The sequence below is a fragment of the Streptomyces sp. NPDC053069 genome, from assembly GCF_044546895.1.
Taxonomy (GTDB): domain Bacteria; phylum Actinomycetota; class Actinomycetes; order Streptomycetales; family Streptomycetaceae; genus Streptomyces.
Window position 1 is genome coordinate 419,224 of sequence record NZ_JBITZN010000004.1, and the last position, 17,133, is coordinate 436,356.

16 protein-coding genes are annotated in these 17,133 nt (G+C 72.2%); 4 read left to right on the forward strand and 12 right to left on the reverse strand.

Annotated features, from left to right (window positions below; translation table 11 throughout):
- Positions 1-35 precede the first annotated feature (35 nt).
- From efeB to ACIGXP_RS11790, 6 genes are all read right to left on the reverse strand, one after another.
- Positions 36-1,328: an iron uptake transporter deferrochelatase/peroxidase subunit gene (efeB, locus tag ACIGXP_RS11765; protein WP_363214064.1), complete on the reverse strand. Its 1,293-nt coding sequence runs from the start codon at positions 1,326-1,328 to the stop codon at positions 36-38.
- Positions 1,329-1,336: 8 nt separating this feature from the next.
- On the reverse strand, positions 1,337-3,244 hold the full coding sequence (locus tag ACIGXP_RS11770) for a copper resistance CopC/CopD family protein (protein ID WP_399766961.1): 1,908 nt from the start codon (positions 3,242-3,244) through the stop codon (positions 1,337-1,339).
- A gap of 16 nt (positions 3,245-3,260) precedes the next feature.
- Positions 3,261-3,728 carry a copper chaperone PCu(A)C gene (locus ACIGXP_RS11775; RefSeq protein WP_363214062.1) on the reverse strand — a complete coding sequence of 156 codons (468 nt, stop codon included), beginning with the start codon at positions 3,726-3,728 and terminating at the stop codon, positions 3,261-3,263.
- Positions 3,725-4,378, reverse strand: a complete 654-nt coding sequence (locus ACIGXP_RS11780) for an SCO family protein (RefSeq protein ID WP_399766965.1) — start codon at positions 4,376-4,378, stop codon at positions 3,725-3,727. The genes ACIGXP_RS11775 and ACIGXP_RS11780 overlap by 4 nt, the downstream gene beginning before the upstream one ends.
- A 124-nt stretch (positions 4,379-4,502) precedes the next feature.
- Positions 4,503-5,231 carry a YcnI family protein gene (locus ACIGXP_RS11785; RefSeq protein ID WP_399766968.1) on the reverse strand — a complete coding sequence of 243 codons (729 nt, stop codon included), beginning with the start codon at positions 5,229-5,231 and terminating at the stop codon, positions 4,503-4,505.
- Positions 5,232-5,349: 118 nt separating this feature from the next.
- Complete coding sequence (locus ACIGXP_RS11790) at positions 5,350-6,225, reverse strand: hypothetical protein (RefSeq protein ID WP_399766971.1); 876 nt, start codon at positions 6,223-6,225, stop codon at positions 5,350-5,352.
- A gap of 186 nt (positions 6,226-6,411) precedes the next feature.
- Between ACIGXP_RS11790 and ACIGXP_RS11795 the strand changes: the two genes are divergently transcribed.
- Both ACIGXP_RS11795 and ACIGXP_RS11800 read left to right on the forward strand, forming a co-directional pair.
- Entirely contained in the window at positions 6,412-6,858 is a 447-nt protein-coding gene (locus ACIGXP_RS11795) for an ATP-binding protein (RefSeq protein ID WP_363214058.1), read from the forward strand.
- Between the two features lie 7 nt (positions 6,859-6,865).
- Positions 6,866-7,429 carry a GNAT family N-acetyltransferase gene (locus ACIGXP_RS11800; protein ID WP_399766976.1) on the forward strand — a complete coding sequence of 188 codons (564 nt, stop codon included), beginning with the start codon at positions 6,866-6,868 and terminating at the stop codon, positions 7,427-7,429.
- A 17-nt stretch (positions 7,430-7,446) separates the two neighbouring features.
- Here ACIGXP_RS11800 and ACIGXP_RS11805 read toward each other — a convergent pair whose 3' ends face one another.
- From ACIGXP_RS11805 to ACIGXP_RS11815, 3 genes are all read right to left on the reverse strand, one after another.
- Entirely contained in the window at positions 7,447-8,814 is a 1,368-nt protein-coding gene (locus ACIGXP_RS11805; protein WP_399766979.1) for a PLP-dependent aminotransferase family protein, read from the reverse strand.
- Positions 8,815-8,880: 66 nt separating this feature from the next.
- On the reverse strand, positions 8,881-10,365 hold the full coding sequence (locus tag ACIGXP_RS11810; protein ID WP_363214055.1) for an aminopeptidase P family protein: 1,485 nt from the start codon (positions 10,363-10,365) through the stop codon (positions 8,881-8,883).
- A gap of 147 nt (positions 10,366-10,512) precedes the next feature.
- Positions 10,513-11,913, reverse strand: a complete 1,401-nt coding sequence (locus tag ACIGXP_RS11815; RefSeq protein WP_399766983.1) for a PP2C family protein-serine/threonine phosphatase — start codon at positions 11,911-11,913, stop codon at positions 10,513-10,515.
- 606 nt (positions 11,914-12,519) lie between these two features.
- On the opposite strand from ACIGXP_RS11815, the gene ACIGXP_RS11820 reads away from it, so the two are divergent.
- Together ACIGXP_RS11820 and ACIGXP_RS11825 are read left to right on the forward strand one after the other, a co-directional pair.
- Positions 12,520-13,206 carry a bifunctional DNA primase/polymerase gene (locus ACIGXP_RS11820; RefSeq protein WP_363216367.1) on the forward strand — a complete coding sequence of 229 codons (687 nt, stop codon included), beginning with the start codon at positions 12,520-12,522 and terminating at the stop codon, positions 13,204-13,206.
- A gap of 172 nt (positions 13,207-13,378) precedes the next feature.
- On the forward strand, positions 13,379-13,972 hold the full coding sequence (locus tag ACIGXP_RS11825; RefSeq protein WP_399766987.1) for a hypothetical protein: 594 nt from the start codon (positions 13,379-13,381) through the stop codon (positions 13,970-13,972).
- A 242-nt stretch (positions 13,973-14,214) separates the two neighbouring features.
- Here ACIGXP_RS11825 and ACIGXP_RS11830 read toward each other — a convergent pair whose 3' ends face one another.
- The 3 genes from ACIGXP_RS11830 to ACIGXP_RS11840 all read right to left on the reverse strand — a co-directional run bounded on the left by ACIGXP_RS11830 (position 14,215) and on the right by ACIGXP_RS11840 (position 17,061).
- Positions 14,215-15,180: a DUF5926 family protein gene (locus tag ACIGXP_RS11830; protein ID WP_399766989.1), complete on the reverse strand. Its 966-nt coding sequence runs from the start codon at positions 15,178-15,180 to the stop codon at positions 14,215-14,217.
- 231 nt (positions 15,181-15,411) lie between these two features.
- Positions 15,412-16,050 (reverse strand): ATP-binding protein, encoded by a 639-nt coding sequence (locus ACIGXP_RS11835; protein WP_363216370.1) that lies wholly within the window; start codon positions 16,048-16,050, stop codon positions 15,412-15,414.
- Positions 16,051-16,230: 180 nt separating this feature from the next.
- On the reverse strand, positions 16,231-17,061 hold the full coding sequence (locus ACIGXP_RS11840; RefSeq protein WP_399766993.1) for a glycerophosphodiester phosphodiesterase: 831 nt from the start codon (positions 17,059-17,061) through the stop codon (positions 16,231-16,233).
- Between the last annotated feature and the right edge of the window lie 72 nt (positions 17,062-17,133).

Here is a 17,133-nt window from a genome sequence, read left to right on the forward strand (position 1 = left end):
AACACCACACGACCGGGTGGTTTGAGGCCGGACATTCACCCTTCCAGCAGCCGCTGTCCCACATACTCGCCCTTCGCCGCCCCGCCCGGCACCGCGAACAGTCCGCTCGCCTCGTGCCGGATGAACGGTGACAGCGCGTCGCCTCGGTCGAGCTTGCGCTGCACCGGTACGAAACCGCGCAGCGGGTCCGCCTGCCAGCAGATGAACAGCAGACCGGCGTCCGGCGTGCCGTCCGCGTCGAAGCCGTCGTGGTAGGAGAAGGGGCGCCGCAGCATGGCCGCGCCGCCGTTCTTGTCGGGCCGGGTGATCCGGGCGTGCGCGTTGAGCGGGACGACGTACTCGCCCTTGGCGTCGGTCTTCTCCAGGTCCATCGGGGTTGTCTCGTCGCCTCCGGACAGCGGCGCCCCGTTGGACTTCCGGCGCCCGATGACCGCCTCCTGGGCCGGCACGGACAGCTTCTCCCAGTCGTCCAGGAGCATGCGGATGCGGCGTACGACGGCATAGGAGCCGTTCGCCATCCAGGCGGGCTCGCCCGCGGCGGGTACGAAGATCCGCCGGTCGAAGTCGGAGTCGGCCGGCTTCGGATTGCGGGTGCCGTCCAGCTGGCCCATGAGGTTGCGGGCCGTCATGGGGTGCGCGGTGGCGCCCGGGGTGCGGTTGAAGCCGTTCATCTGCCAGCGCAGCCGGGCCGCACCGCCTGCCTCCTTCTGGATCGCACGCAGGGCGTGGAAGGCGACCAGGGCGTCGTTCGCACCGATCTGCACCCACAGGTCGCCGTCGCTGCGCGCCTTGTCGAGGTGGTCGGAGGAGAAGTCCGGCAGCGGATCCAGTGCGGTCGGCCGCTGCTTCTCCAGACCGGTCCTGCCGAAGAAGGAGTGCCCGAAGCCGAAGGTGATCGTCAGCGAGGACGGCCCGGCGTCGCGGGCCACATCGGTGTCGTCGTGCGGCGCGGCCTCGCCCGCCATCAGCCGCTCGGCCGTCGTGGACCAGCGGCGCAGCAGTGCCGCCGCCTCCCTGCGGCCCGCGCCCGCCACCAGGTCGAAGGCGGCGAGATGACCGTGCGCCTGAAGCCCCTCGGTGATACCGGGCTGATGTTTCCCGTGAAACATCGCCCGGTCGGAGCCCACCGAGGTCAGCGGGGTGGCCTGGGCGGGGGCGGCGGCGTACCCCACGGCCCCGCCCGCCGCGCCGAGCACGAGACCGGTGGCGCCAGCGGTGCCGAGCAGGGCCCGCCGGGAGATGCCGCGGCCGCCCGCGGGCTCGGACGTCTCGGACGCCCGGGACGCCTCGGGGGATGTGCGGACCTGAGGGATGGACTGGTCGGGCATGGTGTCGGTCAGCCGATCTGCGCGTTCTTGGAGACGGTCACCTGGTCGACGTCGGAGGTCCGCACGGTCACGGCGATCTTCCAGTCGCCGGCCATGGGGATCTGTACTCCGTTCGCCGACCAGTGGCCGGTCGTGATGTGGTCGGGGGTCACGGGAAGCGGGCCGATCTTCTTCGCCTCCAGGGTGAAGGCGACCTTCACCTCGGGGATGTCGAAGGCCCGGCCGTTGGGCCGCTGGACGTACACGTGCATCTCGTTGCCGCCCACGCGCGCGGGGTCGAGGTCGATGCTGACGACGCCCTTGCCGTCGGTGCCGCCGGTGTCGAAGGGCATGTCCAGGGTGAGGGCGCCGTTCGAGGGCGCCGTCGAAGAGCTGGACGAGGACGGGGCGGCGGCCTTGGCCTCCAGCTCGGTGCGGCCCGGCTCGGTCTGGGTCAGCCAGGTGGTGACGGCGAGCAGGACCACCGCGACACCGGCCTCGGCGAGCACCGAGCGGCGCAGCCCGAGACGGTTCGGGTCGCCGTCCCGCAGCCGCTTCTGCCGGGCGGCGTCCATCGCGGCCTGCTGCCGGGCGAGCTGGGCGGCGCGCCGGGAGTCCCCGGAGCCGCTGCTCTTCCCGGCCGCCTTCGACGCGGCGACACGTTCCTTGGCGGGCCTGGCGAGGGCGACGGCGTCGGCGAGCCGGCCCGTCCACCGCCGCGAAACGGACGCGATGCCGATCAGCAGCGCCACCAGCCCGATCTTGACCAGCAGCAGCTGTCCGTACCGGGTGTCGGTGAACGCCGACCAGGACCCCAGCTGGCGCCAGGACTGGTAGGTGCCGGTCGCGACGAGCGCGATGACGGAGCCGAAGGCCACGCGGGAGAAGCGGCGCACCGCGGAGGCCTGAACCGGTGTCCCGGCGGGCGCCCGGTACAGGGCGACCAGCAGGGCGGTGAGCCCGCCCAGCCAGGTGGCGACCGCGAGCAGGTGGAGGACGTCGACCGGCATGGCGATGCCCGGCTGGAGTCCGACCGAGGCGTGCTCGGCCATGGCCCAGCTGGTGGCGAGCCCCGCCGCGACGACCACCCCGCCGACCGCGAGCCCGAAGGTCAGATCACGCTTCTCCGGGCCCTCCTCGCGCTTGGTGAACGCGCCGAAGAGGACGGCGATGAACAGCGCGGCGGCGGCGAGCAGCAGCAGCCGGGAGACCAGCGCCGCACCGGTCTTGGTCTGCAGCACCTGGCCGAGCAGACCGAGGTCGAAGACGTCGGCGACCTTCCCGGAGGTGGTGTACGCGCCGCGCAGGAGCAGCAGCCACAGGGTGGCCGCGGTGAGCGTGAGCCAGCCTCCGACGACCAGCCGCTGCAGGGCCCGTACGCCCGCGCCGCGCTGCCAGCAGGCGAGCACGAACGCCGCGCCGCCGGCGAGCACGATGAACCCGGCGTACGACGCGTACCGCCCGAACGCGTAGAGCCCGCCCACGACTCCGCCGCCCGCGACCGGCCCGGTGCCGGAGACCACGGTCTGCGAGGGCGCCCCGATGGAGAACGTGTAGGCGCCGGAGACGGGGTGGCTGTCGGCGGAGACGACCTGGTAGGTCACCGTGTAGGTGCCCTTGCCCAGGCCGCTCTTGAGCCGCACGGCGTAGGTCGTCCCGCTCAGGTTGGCGGGTGTGCCGGTCTGGACCGGCTTGCCCTTGGGGTCGAGGACGCGCAGGGAGTCGTCGTTCATCGCCACCTTCTCGGAGAAGGTCAGCGCCACCTGGCTGGGTGCCTGCTTGACCACCACCCCCTGCGCGGGGTCGCTGCCGGTCAGCGCCGCGTGGGCGGAGGCCGGTGCGGCACCCGCGAGCAGTGCGCCGGTGACGGCGAGGAGCAGCAGCACCAGGGTGCGCAGGCTGCTCCGGTGTCGCGTGGGGGTGATGGTCCGCGTCACGGTGGTCGGTCCTCCCTCAGTGGCCGGTCGAAGGGTTGTACGTGGCGGACTTCACCGGCATCTCGACGGTGAGGGGCCCGGACTCGGCGAAGGTGAGCTTCACGGTGACCGTCTGGCCCTGCTTCGGCTTGCGTTTCAGCTTCTCGAACATCAGGTGGTTGCCGCCGCTTTTGAACACGAGTTGACCATGGGCGGGTATCGCGAAGGAGGTCTTCTCCTGCATGGCGCCGCCCATGGTGCTGTGCATGGTGACCTGGCCGGCGGTGTCACTGCTCACCGCGGTCAGCTCGTCCTTCGCGCCGCCGTTGTTGGTGATCGTCAGAAAGCCGGCGGCCATGTCGGCGGAGACCGGCTGCGGCATGTACGGCCCGTTCACCGACAGCTCGGCCTTCGCGGAGCCGGCCTTCGGCCCGGAGCCCGAGCAGCCCGCGAGGGCGAGGGCCCCCGTGCAGACAGCCGCCGTCACAAGGGCGTGGCGCCTCACGGCTTCTCCCCCTTCACGAGCTTGGGCAGGTCCTTGGTGTAGTCGTCGACCGTGGTGTTCTCGCCGTAGTAGACGTAACCGCCGTCCGTCTTCGGTGAGAAGGCGATGACCTGGGTGCCGTGAACGGAGACGAGCTTGCCGTTCTTGTCCTTCGTCGTCGGCTCGACGGTGATGCCGACCGAGCGGGCACCGGCCTGGACGGTGGCGAAGTCCCCGGTCAGGCCGATGAACTGCGGGTCGATGCCCTTGAGCCACTTGGCCAGCTCGGCCGGGGTGTCACGGCCGGGGTCGGTGGTGACGAAGACGACCCTCAGGTCGTTCTGCTCGGCCTTGGGCAGCGCCTTCTTGGCGACGGCGATGTTGCTCATCGTCGTCGGGCAGATGTCGGGGCAGTGGGTGTAGCCGAAGTACAGCAGGGTCGGACGGCCCTGGGTCTCCTTGCGGAGGTCGTACTTCTTGCCGTGCGTGTCGGTGAGGACGAGGTCCGGCTTCTCGAAGGGCTTGTCGAGGACGATGGCGGGCTTGCCCGAGTCGGACTCCTCCGAGACCACGGCGATCGGTGCCTTGCCGTCGTTCCCGCTGCCGCAGGCGGAGAGGGTCAGGGTGGCGGCGGCGAGCAGCGCGGCCGCGGCGAACGTCTTCTTGCGCATAGAAAAATGTCCCAGGTGTGAGTACTCCGGTGCGTACCGGGGTCGTACGACAGCCATGGCAAACGGCCATGACAGCGTCGCACGCGTCGTACGACCCCCGTGCGCGGTCCGGAAGCGGCGGGGCTCAGGCGGTGCGGCGGCGGCCCGCGAGGACGCCGTAGGCCACGCCTGCGATGCCGATGACGATGCCGACCACGCCGAGCACGCGCGCGGTGGTGTCGGTGCGGGAGCCGGTGGCGGCGGCCGCGTTCGCGGTCTTCTCGGAGGCGTCCTCGGCGCTCGCCGTGCCGTGGTGGTCGTCGGTGGCGGCGGACAGCTCCAGCACCGGCGCCGGGTTCTCCGGCTCGTCCTGGCCGGCCTGCGGCACCTCGATCCAGCGCACGACCTCCTTGTCGGAGTACGTCTGGATCGCCTTGAAGACGAGCTGGTCGGCGTTGTCGGGCAGGGCGCCGAGGGAGAGCGGGAACTTCTGGAAGTAGCCGGGCTGGATGCCCTTGCCGTCGGCGGCGGTCCAGGTGACCTTGGTGACGGCCTCGTCGATCTTCTCGTCGTGCACGGTCAGCGGTTTGGCCAGCTTGGACTTGGTGACCTGCACGTTCCAGCCGGGCACGGGCTGGGCCATGACCGAGGCGATCGGGTGGTCGGCCGGAAGGCTGACCTCGACCTTGGTGGTCGAGGCCTTGTCGCGCTCGTTGGGGACCTTGAAGTCGACGACGGCGTAGCCGCCCTTGGCCGCGGTGCCCTCCGGCTGGACGGTGACGTGCGCGAAGGCGGGGACGGACAGCGCCAGTACGGCCGTGCCCGCGACGGCGCCGGCAGCGGTGACACGGGAAGCGATTCGGGAAACCTGCATGACAGGAGCACTCCACTCTGAGAGTTCTGATGGCGAGGAGAGGACGCGCACGCGCGCGTGCCGCGCGACGGCGGCAGCCCTCTCCCTCTCGGATCAGTGGAGTGGTGCGCGCGTCGCGTCAGGCGGCGAGGAGGAAACCGGCGGCGGGCGGGCCGCGCCGGATCACCGTGTGCTGGAGTGCGGTGGTGTGCGGGCCGGGCGCGTCGTCCCGCGCGGTACGACGGCCGCCCGGACGGGGCGCGGAGGCGGGCAGCAGCCCGGCGCACAGGGCGTGCGCCAGCGCCAGCGCCGCCCGCAGGGATCGTACGAGCGCCCCCTCCGCGACTCCGTGCGCCGACAGCTCGATCAGCCGGAGCAGGGCGAGATCGCCGCGGCGCAGCAGCCAGCCGACGGCGACGGCCGCGAGGACGTGGCCGAGCAGCATCGGCAGCGAGGGCAGCAGCCCCGCGGCGGAGCCGGCGGTGTCCTGGGTGCGGTACACGCCGCCCAGGACGGTCACGGGCCGGCCCGAGCGATCGATGAGGTGGGCGGTGAGCAGGACGTGGAAGGCACGCCCGGGGGTGAGGGCGGTGGGGTTCGAACCGCACAGGAAGCGCGCGGCCTGCTCGACGAGCGCGGTGTCGCTCAACGAGGAGCCGCGCGCACCCGGTGCCGTCATCGCCATGCCGCCCGAGGCCATCCCGCCCGAGGTCATCCCGCCCGGGGCCATGGCGGTCCCGTGCCGGCCCAGCACGAACAGCGTGTGCAGCGCGCCCTGGCCGAGTGCGAGGAGCGCGGCGATGCCCGGCAGTGAGCGGGCCCGCCCGGCGAGCGGCACCACGAGCAGCAGACAGCCCAGGAAGCCCGCACCCAGCGTCCACAGCGGCACGCTCGCACAGGAGGCGAGGGTGTGCCCGCACGCGGACAGCGCGACACAGACCGCGGCGAACACCGCGGCCCGCAGGATCCGGAGCCCGGCTCCGGGACGCGCCGTGCGCGGGTGGGGGGCAGTCATGGCGGCCTCATCATCCCACTGTGCTTATCGGCGTCCTACGACAGGGCCGCGGGAACGTCCCTCATACACCGATTCCTCCCCCGGCGCATCGGCTGTATGGGCGGAGTCACGTCAACTGTGTGCTTACGGCCCCCTACGGGCGGCAATACGTATCGGTATGTCGAGCCGCGGCCAGGAGGCTGGAGCATGAGCATCTGGTGGTCACTCCATCTGCGCCGCGAGGCCGCGAGCGTGCCGCTCGCCCGACGGCTGCTGATCGGCACCATGGAGACGGCGGGCGTCGACCCCGAGATCTCCTACGACCTCTCCGTCGCCCTGAGCGAGGCCTGCGCGAACGCCGTCGAGCACGGCGGTGACACCCCGAACGGCGGCTCCTCGGAGGCGTACCGGGTGACCGCGTACCTCGACGGCGAGAAGTGCCGCATCGAAGTGGCCGATTCCGGACCGGGTTTCTCCCGCGCCCACGACCTCCGGCCCGCCCGCCCGGACGCCGAGCACGGCCGGGGTCTGTGTCTCATCCGCGAACTCGCCGACCACGTCCACATCGGCCCCAAGCCCGGCCGCGGCGGCACGGTGGTCAGCTTCGACAAGATCCTCAAATGGAAGAAGGATCCTTCACTGCTGACGGCATAGTGTCGGCATGCGGATCGAGAGCGCAGAGATAGCGGCCGGGGTGACACTGCGGCTGCTGGCGGAGACCGACGCGGACACGCTGTGCGCGGCCTACGTGGACAACCGCGAGCACCTGCGGCCGTGGGAGCCGCACCGGCCGGAGTCCTTCTTCACCGGGGCGGGACAGCGCGAGCGGATCCGGGGGCTGCTGCATCTGTTCGCCGAGGGCGCCGCGGTGCCCCTGGTGTTCCAGGCGGCGCATGGGCGGATCGTCGGGACCGTCACCCTGACCGGGATCGTCCGAGGACCCTTCTGCAGTGCGTCGCTCGGCTACTGGGTCGCCGCCGACCAGCAGAAACAGGGCCTGGCCGGCGCCGCGGTGGAGCGGGTCTGCGAGATCGCGCGGGATGTGGTGGGGCTGCACCGGATCGAGGCGTCCACGCTGCTCGACAACATCGGCTCACAGCGGGTGCTGGCGAAGTGCGGCTTCGAACCGATCGGCATGGCCCCGAAGTACCTGCACATCGACGGGCAGCGGCGCGACTGCCGCCTCTTCCAGCGGGTCCTGCACGACCACGATCCGGTCCTCTGAGCCGGGGCTCGGCGCGCTCAGCCCCTGCCGAGGACCTTCGCCAGGGCCTCCAGGGCCTCCGGATACGCCCGTTCGCGGGGTGTGCCGTAGCCGACGACCAGGCCCTGCGGCCGGTCGGGGCCGGGGGCGTGCCAGTGGTCGCCGAGGGCGCCCAGGGCGAGGCCCTCCGCCGCTGCGCGGGCCAGCACCTCGGCCTCGTCGGGCACGTCGATCAGGGCGTGCAGGCCGGCCGCGATGCCGTGCACGTTCCGGCCCGCGCCCAGCCGGGCCAGCAGCTGGTCGCGGCGGCGCCGGTAGCGCAGCCGGCACGCGCGGACGTGCCGGTCGTAGGCATGACTGTCGATCAGCTCGGCGAGCGCCAGCTGGCCGATGGTCTCGGTGTGGTGGTCGCTGTGCAGCTTGGCGTCGGCGACCGCGTCGACCAGGTGCGGCGGCAGCACCATCCAGCCGAGCCGCAGCGCCGGGCCGAGCGTCTTGGAGGCCGTGCCGAGGTACACCACCTGGCCGGGCGCCATGCCCTGCAAGGCGCCCACCGGCTGGCGGTCGTAGCGGAACTCCCCGTCGTAGTCGTCCTCGACGATCAGTCCGCCACGCGCGCGTGCCCAGTCGCCGAGCGCCCGCCGCCGCTCGGGACGCAGGGTCACCCCGGTCGGGTACTGGTGCGCGGGGGTGACGACCACCGCGGCCGCCTCGTCCAGCTCCTCGGGGCGCACCCCGCGCGCGTCCACCGGGACCGGCAGGACCGTTCCGCCGTTGCGCCGCACCACCTCCCGGTGGAACGGCAGCCCGGGGTCCTCCATGGCGACGGCGGCGCCGTCCAGCACGCGTGTGAGGAGCGCGAGGCCCTGCACGTACCCGGAGGTGATGACGATCCGCTCCGGCGGCGCGAGCACCCCGCGTGCCCGGCCCAGATAGCCGGAGAGCGCGGTGCGCAGCTCGATCCGGCCGCGCGGGTCGCCGTAGTCGTACGCCAGTGAGGGCGCCGTCGCTATGGCCCGGCGCAGCGCGCGCAGCCAGGCCGCCGCGGGGAACGCGCCGACGTCCGGGCTGCCGGGGCGCAGATCGAAACGCGGGGCACGCGTGTGTGTCGCCGTCCCCGGTTCCGCCGATGCGACGGCCGGCAGCTCGGCGACCCGGGTGCCCGAACCCTGACGGGCCGTCAGATATCCTTCGGCGACGAGCTGGTCGTAGGCGGCCTTGGCGGTGCCGCGCGAGATGCCGAGCCCGGCGGCGAGCCGCCGGGTGGCCGGCAACCGGGTCCCGGGCACGAGCCGCCCGTCCCGTACGGCGTCCCGCAGAGCCCGCTCCAGTCCGATACGGCGCCCGTCCGCCGAGTCCGGCTCCAGATGCAGATCGACACCGACACCGGACCAGAAGTCGTCCACGAGAACCTTCCCCCAGGCACGCGAATGGCCGGGCACCTGCCCGGTACCCGGCCATTGAATCTCAGATCAGCCCTTGAGCGCGGCCATCCACGCCTCGACCTCGTCGGAGCGGCGCGGCAGACCGGCCGAAAGGTTTCGGTTGCCGTCCTCGGTGACGAGGATGTCGTCCTCGATCCGCACCCCGATGCCCCGGTACTCCTCCGGCACGGTCAGGTCGTCGGCCTGGAAGTACAGCCCCGGCTCGACGGTGAGCACCATGCCCGGCTCCAGGACGCCGTCCACGTACGTCTCGGTCCGCGCGGCAGCGCAGTCGTGGACGTCCATGCCGAGCATGTGGCCGGTGCCGTGCAGGGTCCAGCGGCGCTGCAGGCCCAGCTCCAGGACGCGCTCGACCGGGCCCTCGACCAGGCCCCACTCGACGAGCTTCTCGGCGAGCACGCGCTGGGCGGCGTCGTGGAAGTCGCGGTACTTGGCGCCCGGCTTGACCGCCGCGATTCCGGCCTCCTGGGCCTCGTACACGGCGTCGTAGATCTTCTTCTGGATCTCGCTGTACGTGCCGTTGACCGGCAGCGTGCGCGTGACGTCGGCGGTGTAGAGGGTGTGCGTCTCCACGCCGGCGTCGAGCAGGAGCAGGTCGCCGGAGCGGACCGGGCCGTCGTTGCGCACCCAGTGCAGGGTGCAGGCGTGCGGGCCGGCCGCGCAGATGGAGCCGTAGCCGACGTCGTTGCCCTCCACGCGCGCGCGGAGGAAGAACGTGCCCTCGATGTAGCGCTCGGAGGTGGCCTCGGCCTTGTCGAGGACCTTCACGACGTCCTCGAAGCCGCGCACCGTCGAGTCGACGGCCTTCTGCAGCTCGCCGATCTCGAACTCGTCCTTGATCAGACGGGCCTCGGAGAGGAAGACGCGCAGCTCCTCGTCGCGCTCGGCGGTGACCTTGTCGGTCAGGGCGGCCTCGATGCCGGCGTCGTGGCCGCGCACGACGCGCACCGGGCCGGTGGCCTCGCGCAGCTTGTCCGCCAGCTCCCGTACGTCCGCGGCCGGGATGCCGTACAGCGCCTCCGACTCGGCGAGGGAGTGGCGGCGGCCCACCCACAGCTCGCCCTGGCCGGAGAGCCAGAACTCGCCGTTCTCGCGGTCCGAGCGGGGCAGCAGGTAGATCGTTTCCTCGTGGCCGTCGTCCTTGGGCTCCAGGACCAGGACGCCGTCCTCGGTCTGGTTGCCGGTGAGGTACGCGTACTCGACGGAGGACCGGAAGGGGTACTCGGTGTCGTTCGAGCGGGTCTTCAGATTGCCCGCCGGGATCACCAGGCGCTCGCCCGGGAAGCGGGCGGACAGCGCGGCGCGGCGGCGCGCGGTCTCGGCGGCCTGCGGGACGGGCTTCAGGTCACGCAGTTCCGTGTCGGCCCAGCCGGACTTCATGTTCTCGGCCAGCTCGTCGGAGACGCCCGGGTACAGGCCGTTCTTCCGCTGCTTGATGGGCTCCTCGGACTCGGTCTCGGGGCCCTCCGCGGTAGCGGTGTCGGGCACGACCGGGTTGAGCTCGTCGGACACGTGATCCTCCTCGATACGCCTGGTGATCTCCCCCGGGGCCCGCGTCGCTCCTGCTTGTGGCCGAGCGGGGACCTCCATCATCGTACGGTCGTACCAGGAGCGGACCAGGGCCGGATGCCCTGTTATGCCCGGTCATTCCAGGCGGGCTCAGTCGAAGCGGGCCGCCAGCAGCACCACGTCCTCCTCGCTGTCGGCCGTGTCCAGACCCTCCGGCAGGACGGTGCGCAGGACGTGGTCGGCGATCGCGCCGGGGTCGTGGCGCAGCGTGCGCGGGATGCTCGCGGCGGCCGAGTGCAGCCGGGCGAAGGCGCGGTCCATCGAGTCGCCGGTACGGTGCAGCAGCCCGTCGGTGTACAGCAGCACCGTCTCCCCGGCCTCGGCCTGGATCTCCACGCTGGGCGCCTCCCAGCAGGCGAGCATGCCGAGCGGCGCGGAGACGGAGGTCTCGGCGAACTCGGTGCGCCGCTCGCCGATCAGCAGCGGCGGACTGTGGCCGGCGCCGGCCAGGGTGACCTTGCGCAGGGCGGGCTCGCAGTAGGCGAACAGGGCGGTGGCCGAGCGGGCGGGCTCGGTCAGCCGCAGCAGCAGCTCCAGGTCGGACAGGACGGCGACCGGGTCCTCGCCCTCCATCACCGCGTAGGCGCGCAGCGAGGCGCGCAGCCGGCCCATGGCGGCCACGGCACTCGGACCGGAGCCGGTGACCGAACCGACGGAGAGGCCGAGCGCGGCGTCCGGCAGCGGCAGCGCGTCGTACCAGTCGCCGCCGCCGCGCGGACCGGTGCGGCGGCGGGCGGCGAGCTGGACGCCGGGCACGCGGGGCAGCCGGGTGGGCAGCAGTTCCTCGGTGAGGGTCGCCACGCACGCGCGCGTGCGTTCCACTTCCAGCAGCCGGGCGAGGTGCTCGGTGGCGTGCCGGACGTAGAGGCCGGCGAGGTGGCGCCGGCGCTCGTGGGGTTCGGCCGGCTCGTCGTACAGCCAGACGGCGGCGCCGTAGCGGCCGGCGGATTCGGTGGCGAGGGGCAGGCAGTAGCTGGCGGCGTAGCCGAGGCGGGCAGCCACCTCGCGGTGCCGGGGGTCGAGGCCGTCCTCGGCGAACAGGTCGGGGTGGACGATCTCGGCGGCGGCTGCGGTGTCGTACGGCAGTGCGCCGCGCGGGACGGTCTCGATGTGGCCGAGGTCGGCGCGGCCGAGGCCGAGGCCGAGGGTGGTGCGGGGGCCGCGTCCGTCGCCGGGTTCCAGGGCGACGATGCCGCGCCGGGCGCCGACGAGGGCGGCTCCGGCGCGCAGCAGCTCGTGGAGGGCGCCTTCCAGCGTGTCCGTGCGGGACAGGCGCTCGGTGAGTTCATGGAGGGTGGTGAGGTCGGAGACCCAGCCGGCCAGCCGGTCCTGGAGGAGGGTGCCGGGCGCGGGGGCGTGCGGGGCGGGGACGGGAGGGGTGTCCGGGGAAGCAGCGGCGCCGGGGGCGGGGGGAGCGGGCGCGACAGTGTGTGCTGACGTGGAAACTGTTGGATCGATTCCGGCCACTTTCGGAGGGTGCGGGGCGTTCATGGCGTCCGGCCTTCAGACCGGTGCGTATTGCTGAAAAGCATCGCAAACCCCCATGTCATTCTGCGCCGCTAGCAGTGTCTCCACATGTACACGCACTCGTGAGGGGATGTCCAGCATTGTCCTGCGGGGATTCCTGGTGTCCATGGGGTTGCCGAGGGTTTCTTCCGAACCCCTTGCCTTACTGCCAAGTTGGCTTGAAACTGCCTCGGGTATCGGTTCATTGCGGTCGACTGGCCCTGCTCCACAGAGCGTCACAGCGGTCGTGATGGGTACGTACTCGGAGAAGGCCAGGGGTGGTTGGGGGCCACCCGGAACCTGGCGACGGACCCGGGCGTCATAGCCACCGACGGCCGAGCCCCATCCTCCCTGGCGGAGGCGGAGAGAAACACGCGCGACGGCAAAACGCCAGACTTCGCCACCCCCGCGCCGCACCCGTGCTTGTGATGGACGCACCGGGGACGCGGACGCGGCCCATGCTCGACCCCCTGGGGTTCCCCCTGCTGTGCGCAGGGGTGTGATGCGCCAACAGGTACGCACAGTGAAGTGATCGACACATGATGTGGACCACGGTGTTGCCAGCGGTGCAACGGAAAGGAACGAGCGCTCATGCGCGAGATCCTCGGAAGGCGACGCAGGCTCCTGTCCAAGCGGAACGACGGGAGGCCCCGGCGTAACGACGGAAGGCCTGAGCTGATCGGCGCGGCCCTGACCTTCGCGACCGAGTGGCAGTGGCCCGTACTCCCGGGCGTGGCCCCCGACCCGCAGGGGCGGGCCCGCTGCGCCTGCCCCGATCCCGAATGCACGGTGCCGGGTGCGCACCCCTTCGAACCCGGCCTGCTCGCGGCCACGACCGACGCGCGCATGGTGCGCTGGTGGTGGACCAATCGGCCGAGCGCGCCGGTCATCCTGGCCACCGGAGGCAGGGCGCCCTGCGCGGTCAGCCTGCCGGCGCTCGCCGCCTCGCGCGCTCTCGCCCTGCTCGACCGGCGGGGCATGCGCCTCGGCCCGGTGATCGCCGCGCCCAACCGCTGGGCGCTGCTCGTCAAGCCGTACTCGATGGAGCAGTTGGGCGAACTGCTCTACGCCAAGGACTTCGTCCCCGGTTCCCTGCGCTTTCACGGCGAGGGCGGTTATCTCGCCCTGCCCCCGTCCGAGACCGGCCAGGGCGCCGTCCGCTGGGAGCGTGCCCCGCTGCCGGGTTCGGCCGCGCCCTGGGTGCCCGATGTGGAGGCCGTGGTCGACGCCGTGGTCGACGCCCTCACTCGTACGGGTGTGATCGCACCCGAGTTGTAGCGGTCTCCGGCACGGTCGTGGCGGGCAAGCCCCACGCGATCGTTATCTTCCGCACATGCTGCGAATTTCTGGGGGACATGGCCGTCGACACTCCGGGCGACACGGCCGCAGATCGCCACAGCGGGGCGGACCGGAATCCCACAGGCTGCGGCTGCTCGCGCTCGTCGGCGGCGTGTCGGCCGCGGTCGTGCTGCCGTTGGCTGTGGCGTCCGCGGTGCAGGTGGGCGAGGCGGCCCGGCATGCGGCGGCTGCAAAGCCGCACGGCGGGGAGAAGTCAGGGCGACAGAAGGCCTCCGGGGGCGAGGACGGCACCGGTTCCCGCGAGGACGCCACCGGGTCCGCGGACGGCAAGATTCCGCCGTCCGGCGGGGCGCCCCGGCTGCTCGGGCTGGGCCTGGACACCGCCGCGCGGTGCGGCCCCCAGCTCACCTCCCCGGACGGCATCGAGGCGCAGACCTGTGTGCTGACCCAGGGCGAGGACACCTGGGCCCGCACCTACTACCGCAACGCCACCGGCAAGCCGCTGGACTCCGTGCTGAGCCTGATGGGTCCGGACGGCCGCACCCTGCAGATGCACTGTGTCACGACTGCGGACGACGAGCCCGCCACCTGTGAGACACCCCGTCGGCACAGCAAGGGCGGGCCGGACGCCTACACGGCGGTCACCGAGTTCGCCTCGCGCGGAGCCGACGGCGCCCTGCTGCTGCGCTCGGGCAGCGACTCGGCGGACACCGACGGCAACTCCGTCATCCAAAAGGGGAGTTGACGGTCCGCGGCGCGTTGTACGCCGTACGCGGAGATGGAAAGACCCGGTTGCTGGCGACGGGGGATGCACCAGCAACCGGGCTATTGGAACCGTAACAAGAGATCCGCGGTTCGCAAATTCCGCCTCGGTCATTCAGCCACCGATTTCCCTGTCACAACGGGGAGTTGTGACAGGAGTCACCTGGTGTGCGGGCCGCTTCCCCGCCTTACCGACCGTTCAGTTGCGGCCCCGCGCGGGTGCCGTCAGCTGAGCGTGACCTGCCGGTTGGTCAGTCCGCCGCGCGCCCGGCGCTCGTCCGCCGTGAGCGGCTCGCCGGCGGCCAGGGCGGAGGCGAGCCGCTCGGCGAACTCGGCGGCCGGCTTCTCCACGTCCTCCGCCGAGACCCCGCCCGGCAGGTCCCAGACCGGCACCGTGAGGCCGTGAGCACGGAAGGAGCCCACGAGCCGGGTGCCCTCGCCCAGGCTGGAGCGGCCCGCCGCGTGCAGCCGCGCGAGAGCGTCCAGAAGCTGCTCCTCCGGATGCGGCATCACCCAGCGCAGGTGGTTCTTCTCGGGCGTCTGGCACCAGTACGCGGCGTCCACGCCGGTGAGCTTCGCCGTCGGGATGGCGGCGGCGTTGGCCCGCTCCAGGGAGGCGGTCACCTCCGGAGTGGCGTTCTCCGCGTCCGGCACCCAGAACTCGAAACCGCTGTGCACGACCGGCTCGAACGGCGCATCGAGGTCGAGCAGGTCCTGCAGCCGCGGACCGCCGGACGGGGCGCGGCGGCCCTGCACCGGGGTGCCGGGGTCGGCCTGGAGGGCGCGCTGCAGGATGTCGGCGAGGTCGCGGCTGAGGTCGCCGGAGGCCGTGTCGTTCTGCAGGCCGAGCAGCACCGAGCCGTCGTCGCGGCGCAGCGCGGGCCAGGCCATCGGCAGCACCGTGGCGAGCGTGACCGAGGGAACGCCCTCGGGCAGGCCGTCCTTGAGGGTCAGCTCGGCCGTCGCGGCCGGCACCAGCTCGCGCAGCGCCACCCAGTCGCACTCGCCGGGCAGCCCCTCGAACGGGCGCTGCACCAGCTCGGTCGCCGCGTGCGCCGCGGCCCGGCCGTGGCATGCCTTGTAGCGCCGGCCGCTGCCGCAGGGGCAGGGTTCGCGGGCGCCGACCACCGGGACCTCTGCATCGCTGAGCTGCGGCCGCTCGGCCTTCGTCTGGGGTCGCTTCTTGGCCATCGTGGGTGTCTCCCGGTTACGGCTCTTCTCGTACGGGCGGGAGCCTAGCCGTTCGGGCCGTGACCGACGGGAACCTGTGGACAACGCACGCCCGCTCGGCGCCAGGGGAGTGAACCTGGGGACGACCTCGGGGTGCACCGCGGCCCGGTGCGGGGTCTCCCGGTCCGTGACATCCCGCGAGTCCGTGAATTCCCGTCAGTCCATGAGAGCCGGTCAGTCCGTGAGATCCCGTCAGTCCAGGTCCTCGAAGGCCTTGGTGAAGTCCAGGCCGGCCATGTCCGGGAGCGCGGGCGCAGTGACGCGCGTAGCGAAACCGTCCGGGCAGCCCCCGGCATCGGGATCGTGCACGTCCTCGTGGACCACCACCCAGACCGTCACCTCGCCGTGGACGTCGTCCCGTACGCCCCAGTCGTCGGCGAGGGCGGTGATGATGTTCAGCCCGCGGCCGCCGTGCGCGGTCACCGACGGCGTGGCCGGCGCCGGCCGGGTCGGACCGCCGCCGTCCGTCACCTCCACGATGAGCCGGCCACGCGCGTCGACCCGCCACGCGGCGCGCACATCACCGTCGCCGGACAGCGCATCGCCCAGGGGCCGCCCGTGTTTGCAGGCGTTGCTCAACAGTTCGGAAAGGATCAGTACGGCATCGTCGATGACCGATTCGGCCACGCCCCCGCTGCGCAACTGTGCACGCATCCGGTGCCGCGCCTTCCCCACGCCCGCAGGGCCATGGGGTACGGCCATGCTCGACGACGTGGGCACCTCCTGTGCCACCACCAACGCCACCCCCGAGACCTCCTTTGCCCCACGCCACGGTGTGGATGCCCCATTGGCCTGTACCGGAAACCGGCCAATCCCCTTCCGGTGACGCATTCGCAACGGCCCTGTACGGAGCGAACGCGCCGGGGTACTCCCTGTGACGAAGGCCCTTCGCCTCGGCTGGTCGTATGGCTGTCGTATGGCTGGATTTCATTGGTGTGGCCGAGAGGGAGAATCCAGCAGCCGCACAGCTGGGTCAAGGCATGTGCACAGCTCTTTACCGGCCTCTTGAGGTCACACCCGTCCCAACTGCCGCAGGACGGCGCCCGGCCGGTTGGTGATGACGGCGTCGATCCCCAGCTCCACGCACAGGTCGACGTCCTCGGGCTCGTTCACGGTCCACACGTGCACCTGGTGGCCGGCGCGTTTCAGTCGTTCCACATAGGAGGGGTGGTTGCGCACGATGCGGATCGAGGGCCCCGCGATCCGCACGCCCGCGGGCAGCCGCCCGTCGCGCAGCCGCGGGGTGAGGAACTGCACCAGGTAGACCGCCGGCAGCGTGGGCGCGGCGGCACGCACGCGGTGCAGCGAACGCGCCGAGAAGCTCATGACCCGCACCGGGGACTCGTCGGCGGAGGCCGGCGCGTCCAGCGCAAACCGCTTCAGCAGCTCCAGCAGCCGCTCCTCGACCTGGCCAGCCCAGCGCGTGGGGTGCTTGGTCTCGATGGCCAGCTCCACCCGCCGCCCGGCGTCCGCGACCAGCTCCAGCAGCCGCTCCAGGGTGAGCACGGAGGTGTCCGCGGGGTCCTCCGGACGGGACACCCAGTCGGGCTCCTCGTCCCGCCCGCGCCAGGCCTCGCGCGTCTTCCAGGACCCGAAGTCGAGGGCGGCGAGATCGGCCAGTTCCAGGGCGGATACGGCGCCGCGGCCGTTGGAGGTACGGTTCACCCGCCGGTCGTGGACGCAGACCAGATGGCCGTCGGCGGTCAGCCGTACGTCGCACTCGAGGGCGTCGGCGCCGTCCTCGATCGCCTTCTTGTAGGCGGCCAGGGTGTGCTCGGGCGCGTCTTCCGAGGCGCCTCGGTGGGCTACGACCTGCAGGGAGCGGTGTGGTGCGTGGGTCACCGCGTCATGGTGCCACCGTCCCGGGGTACACGTGGCGGCGCGGATGCGTCCTTGCGGCGAACGACACCATCC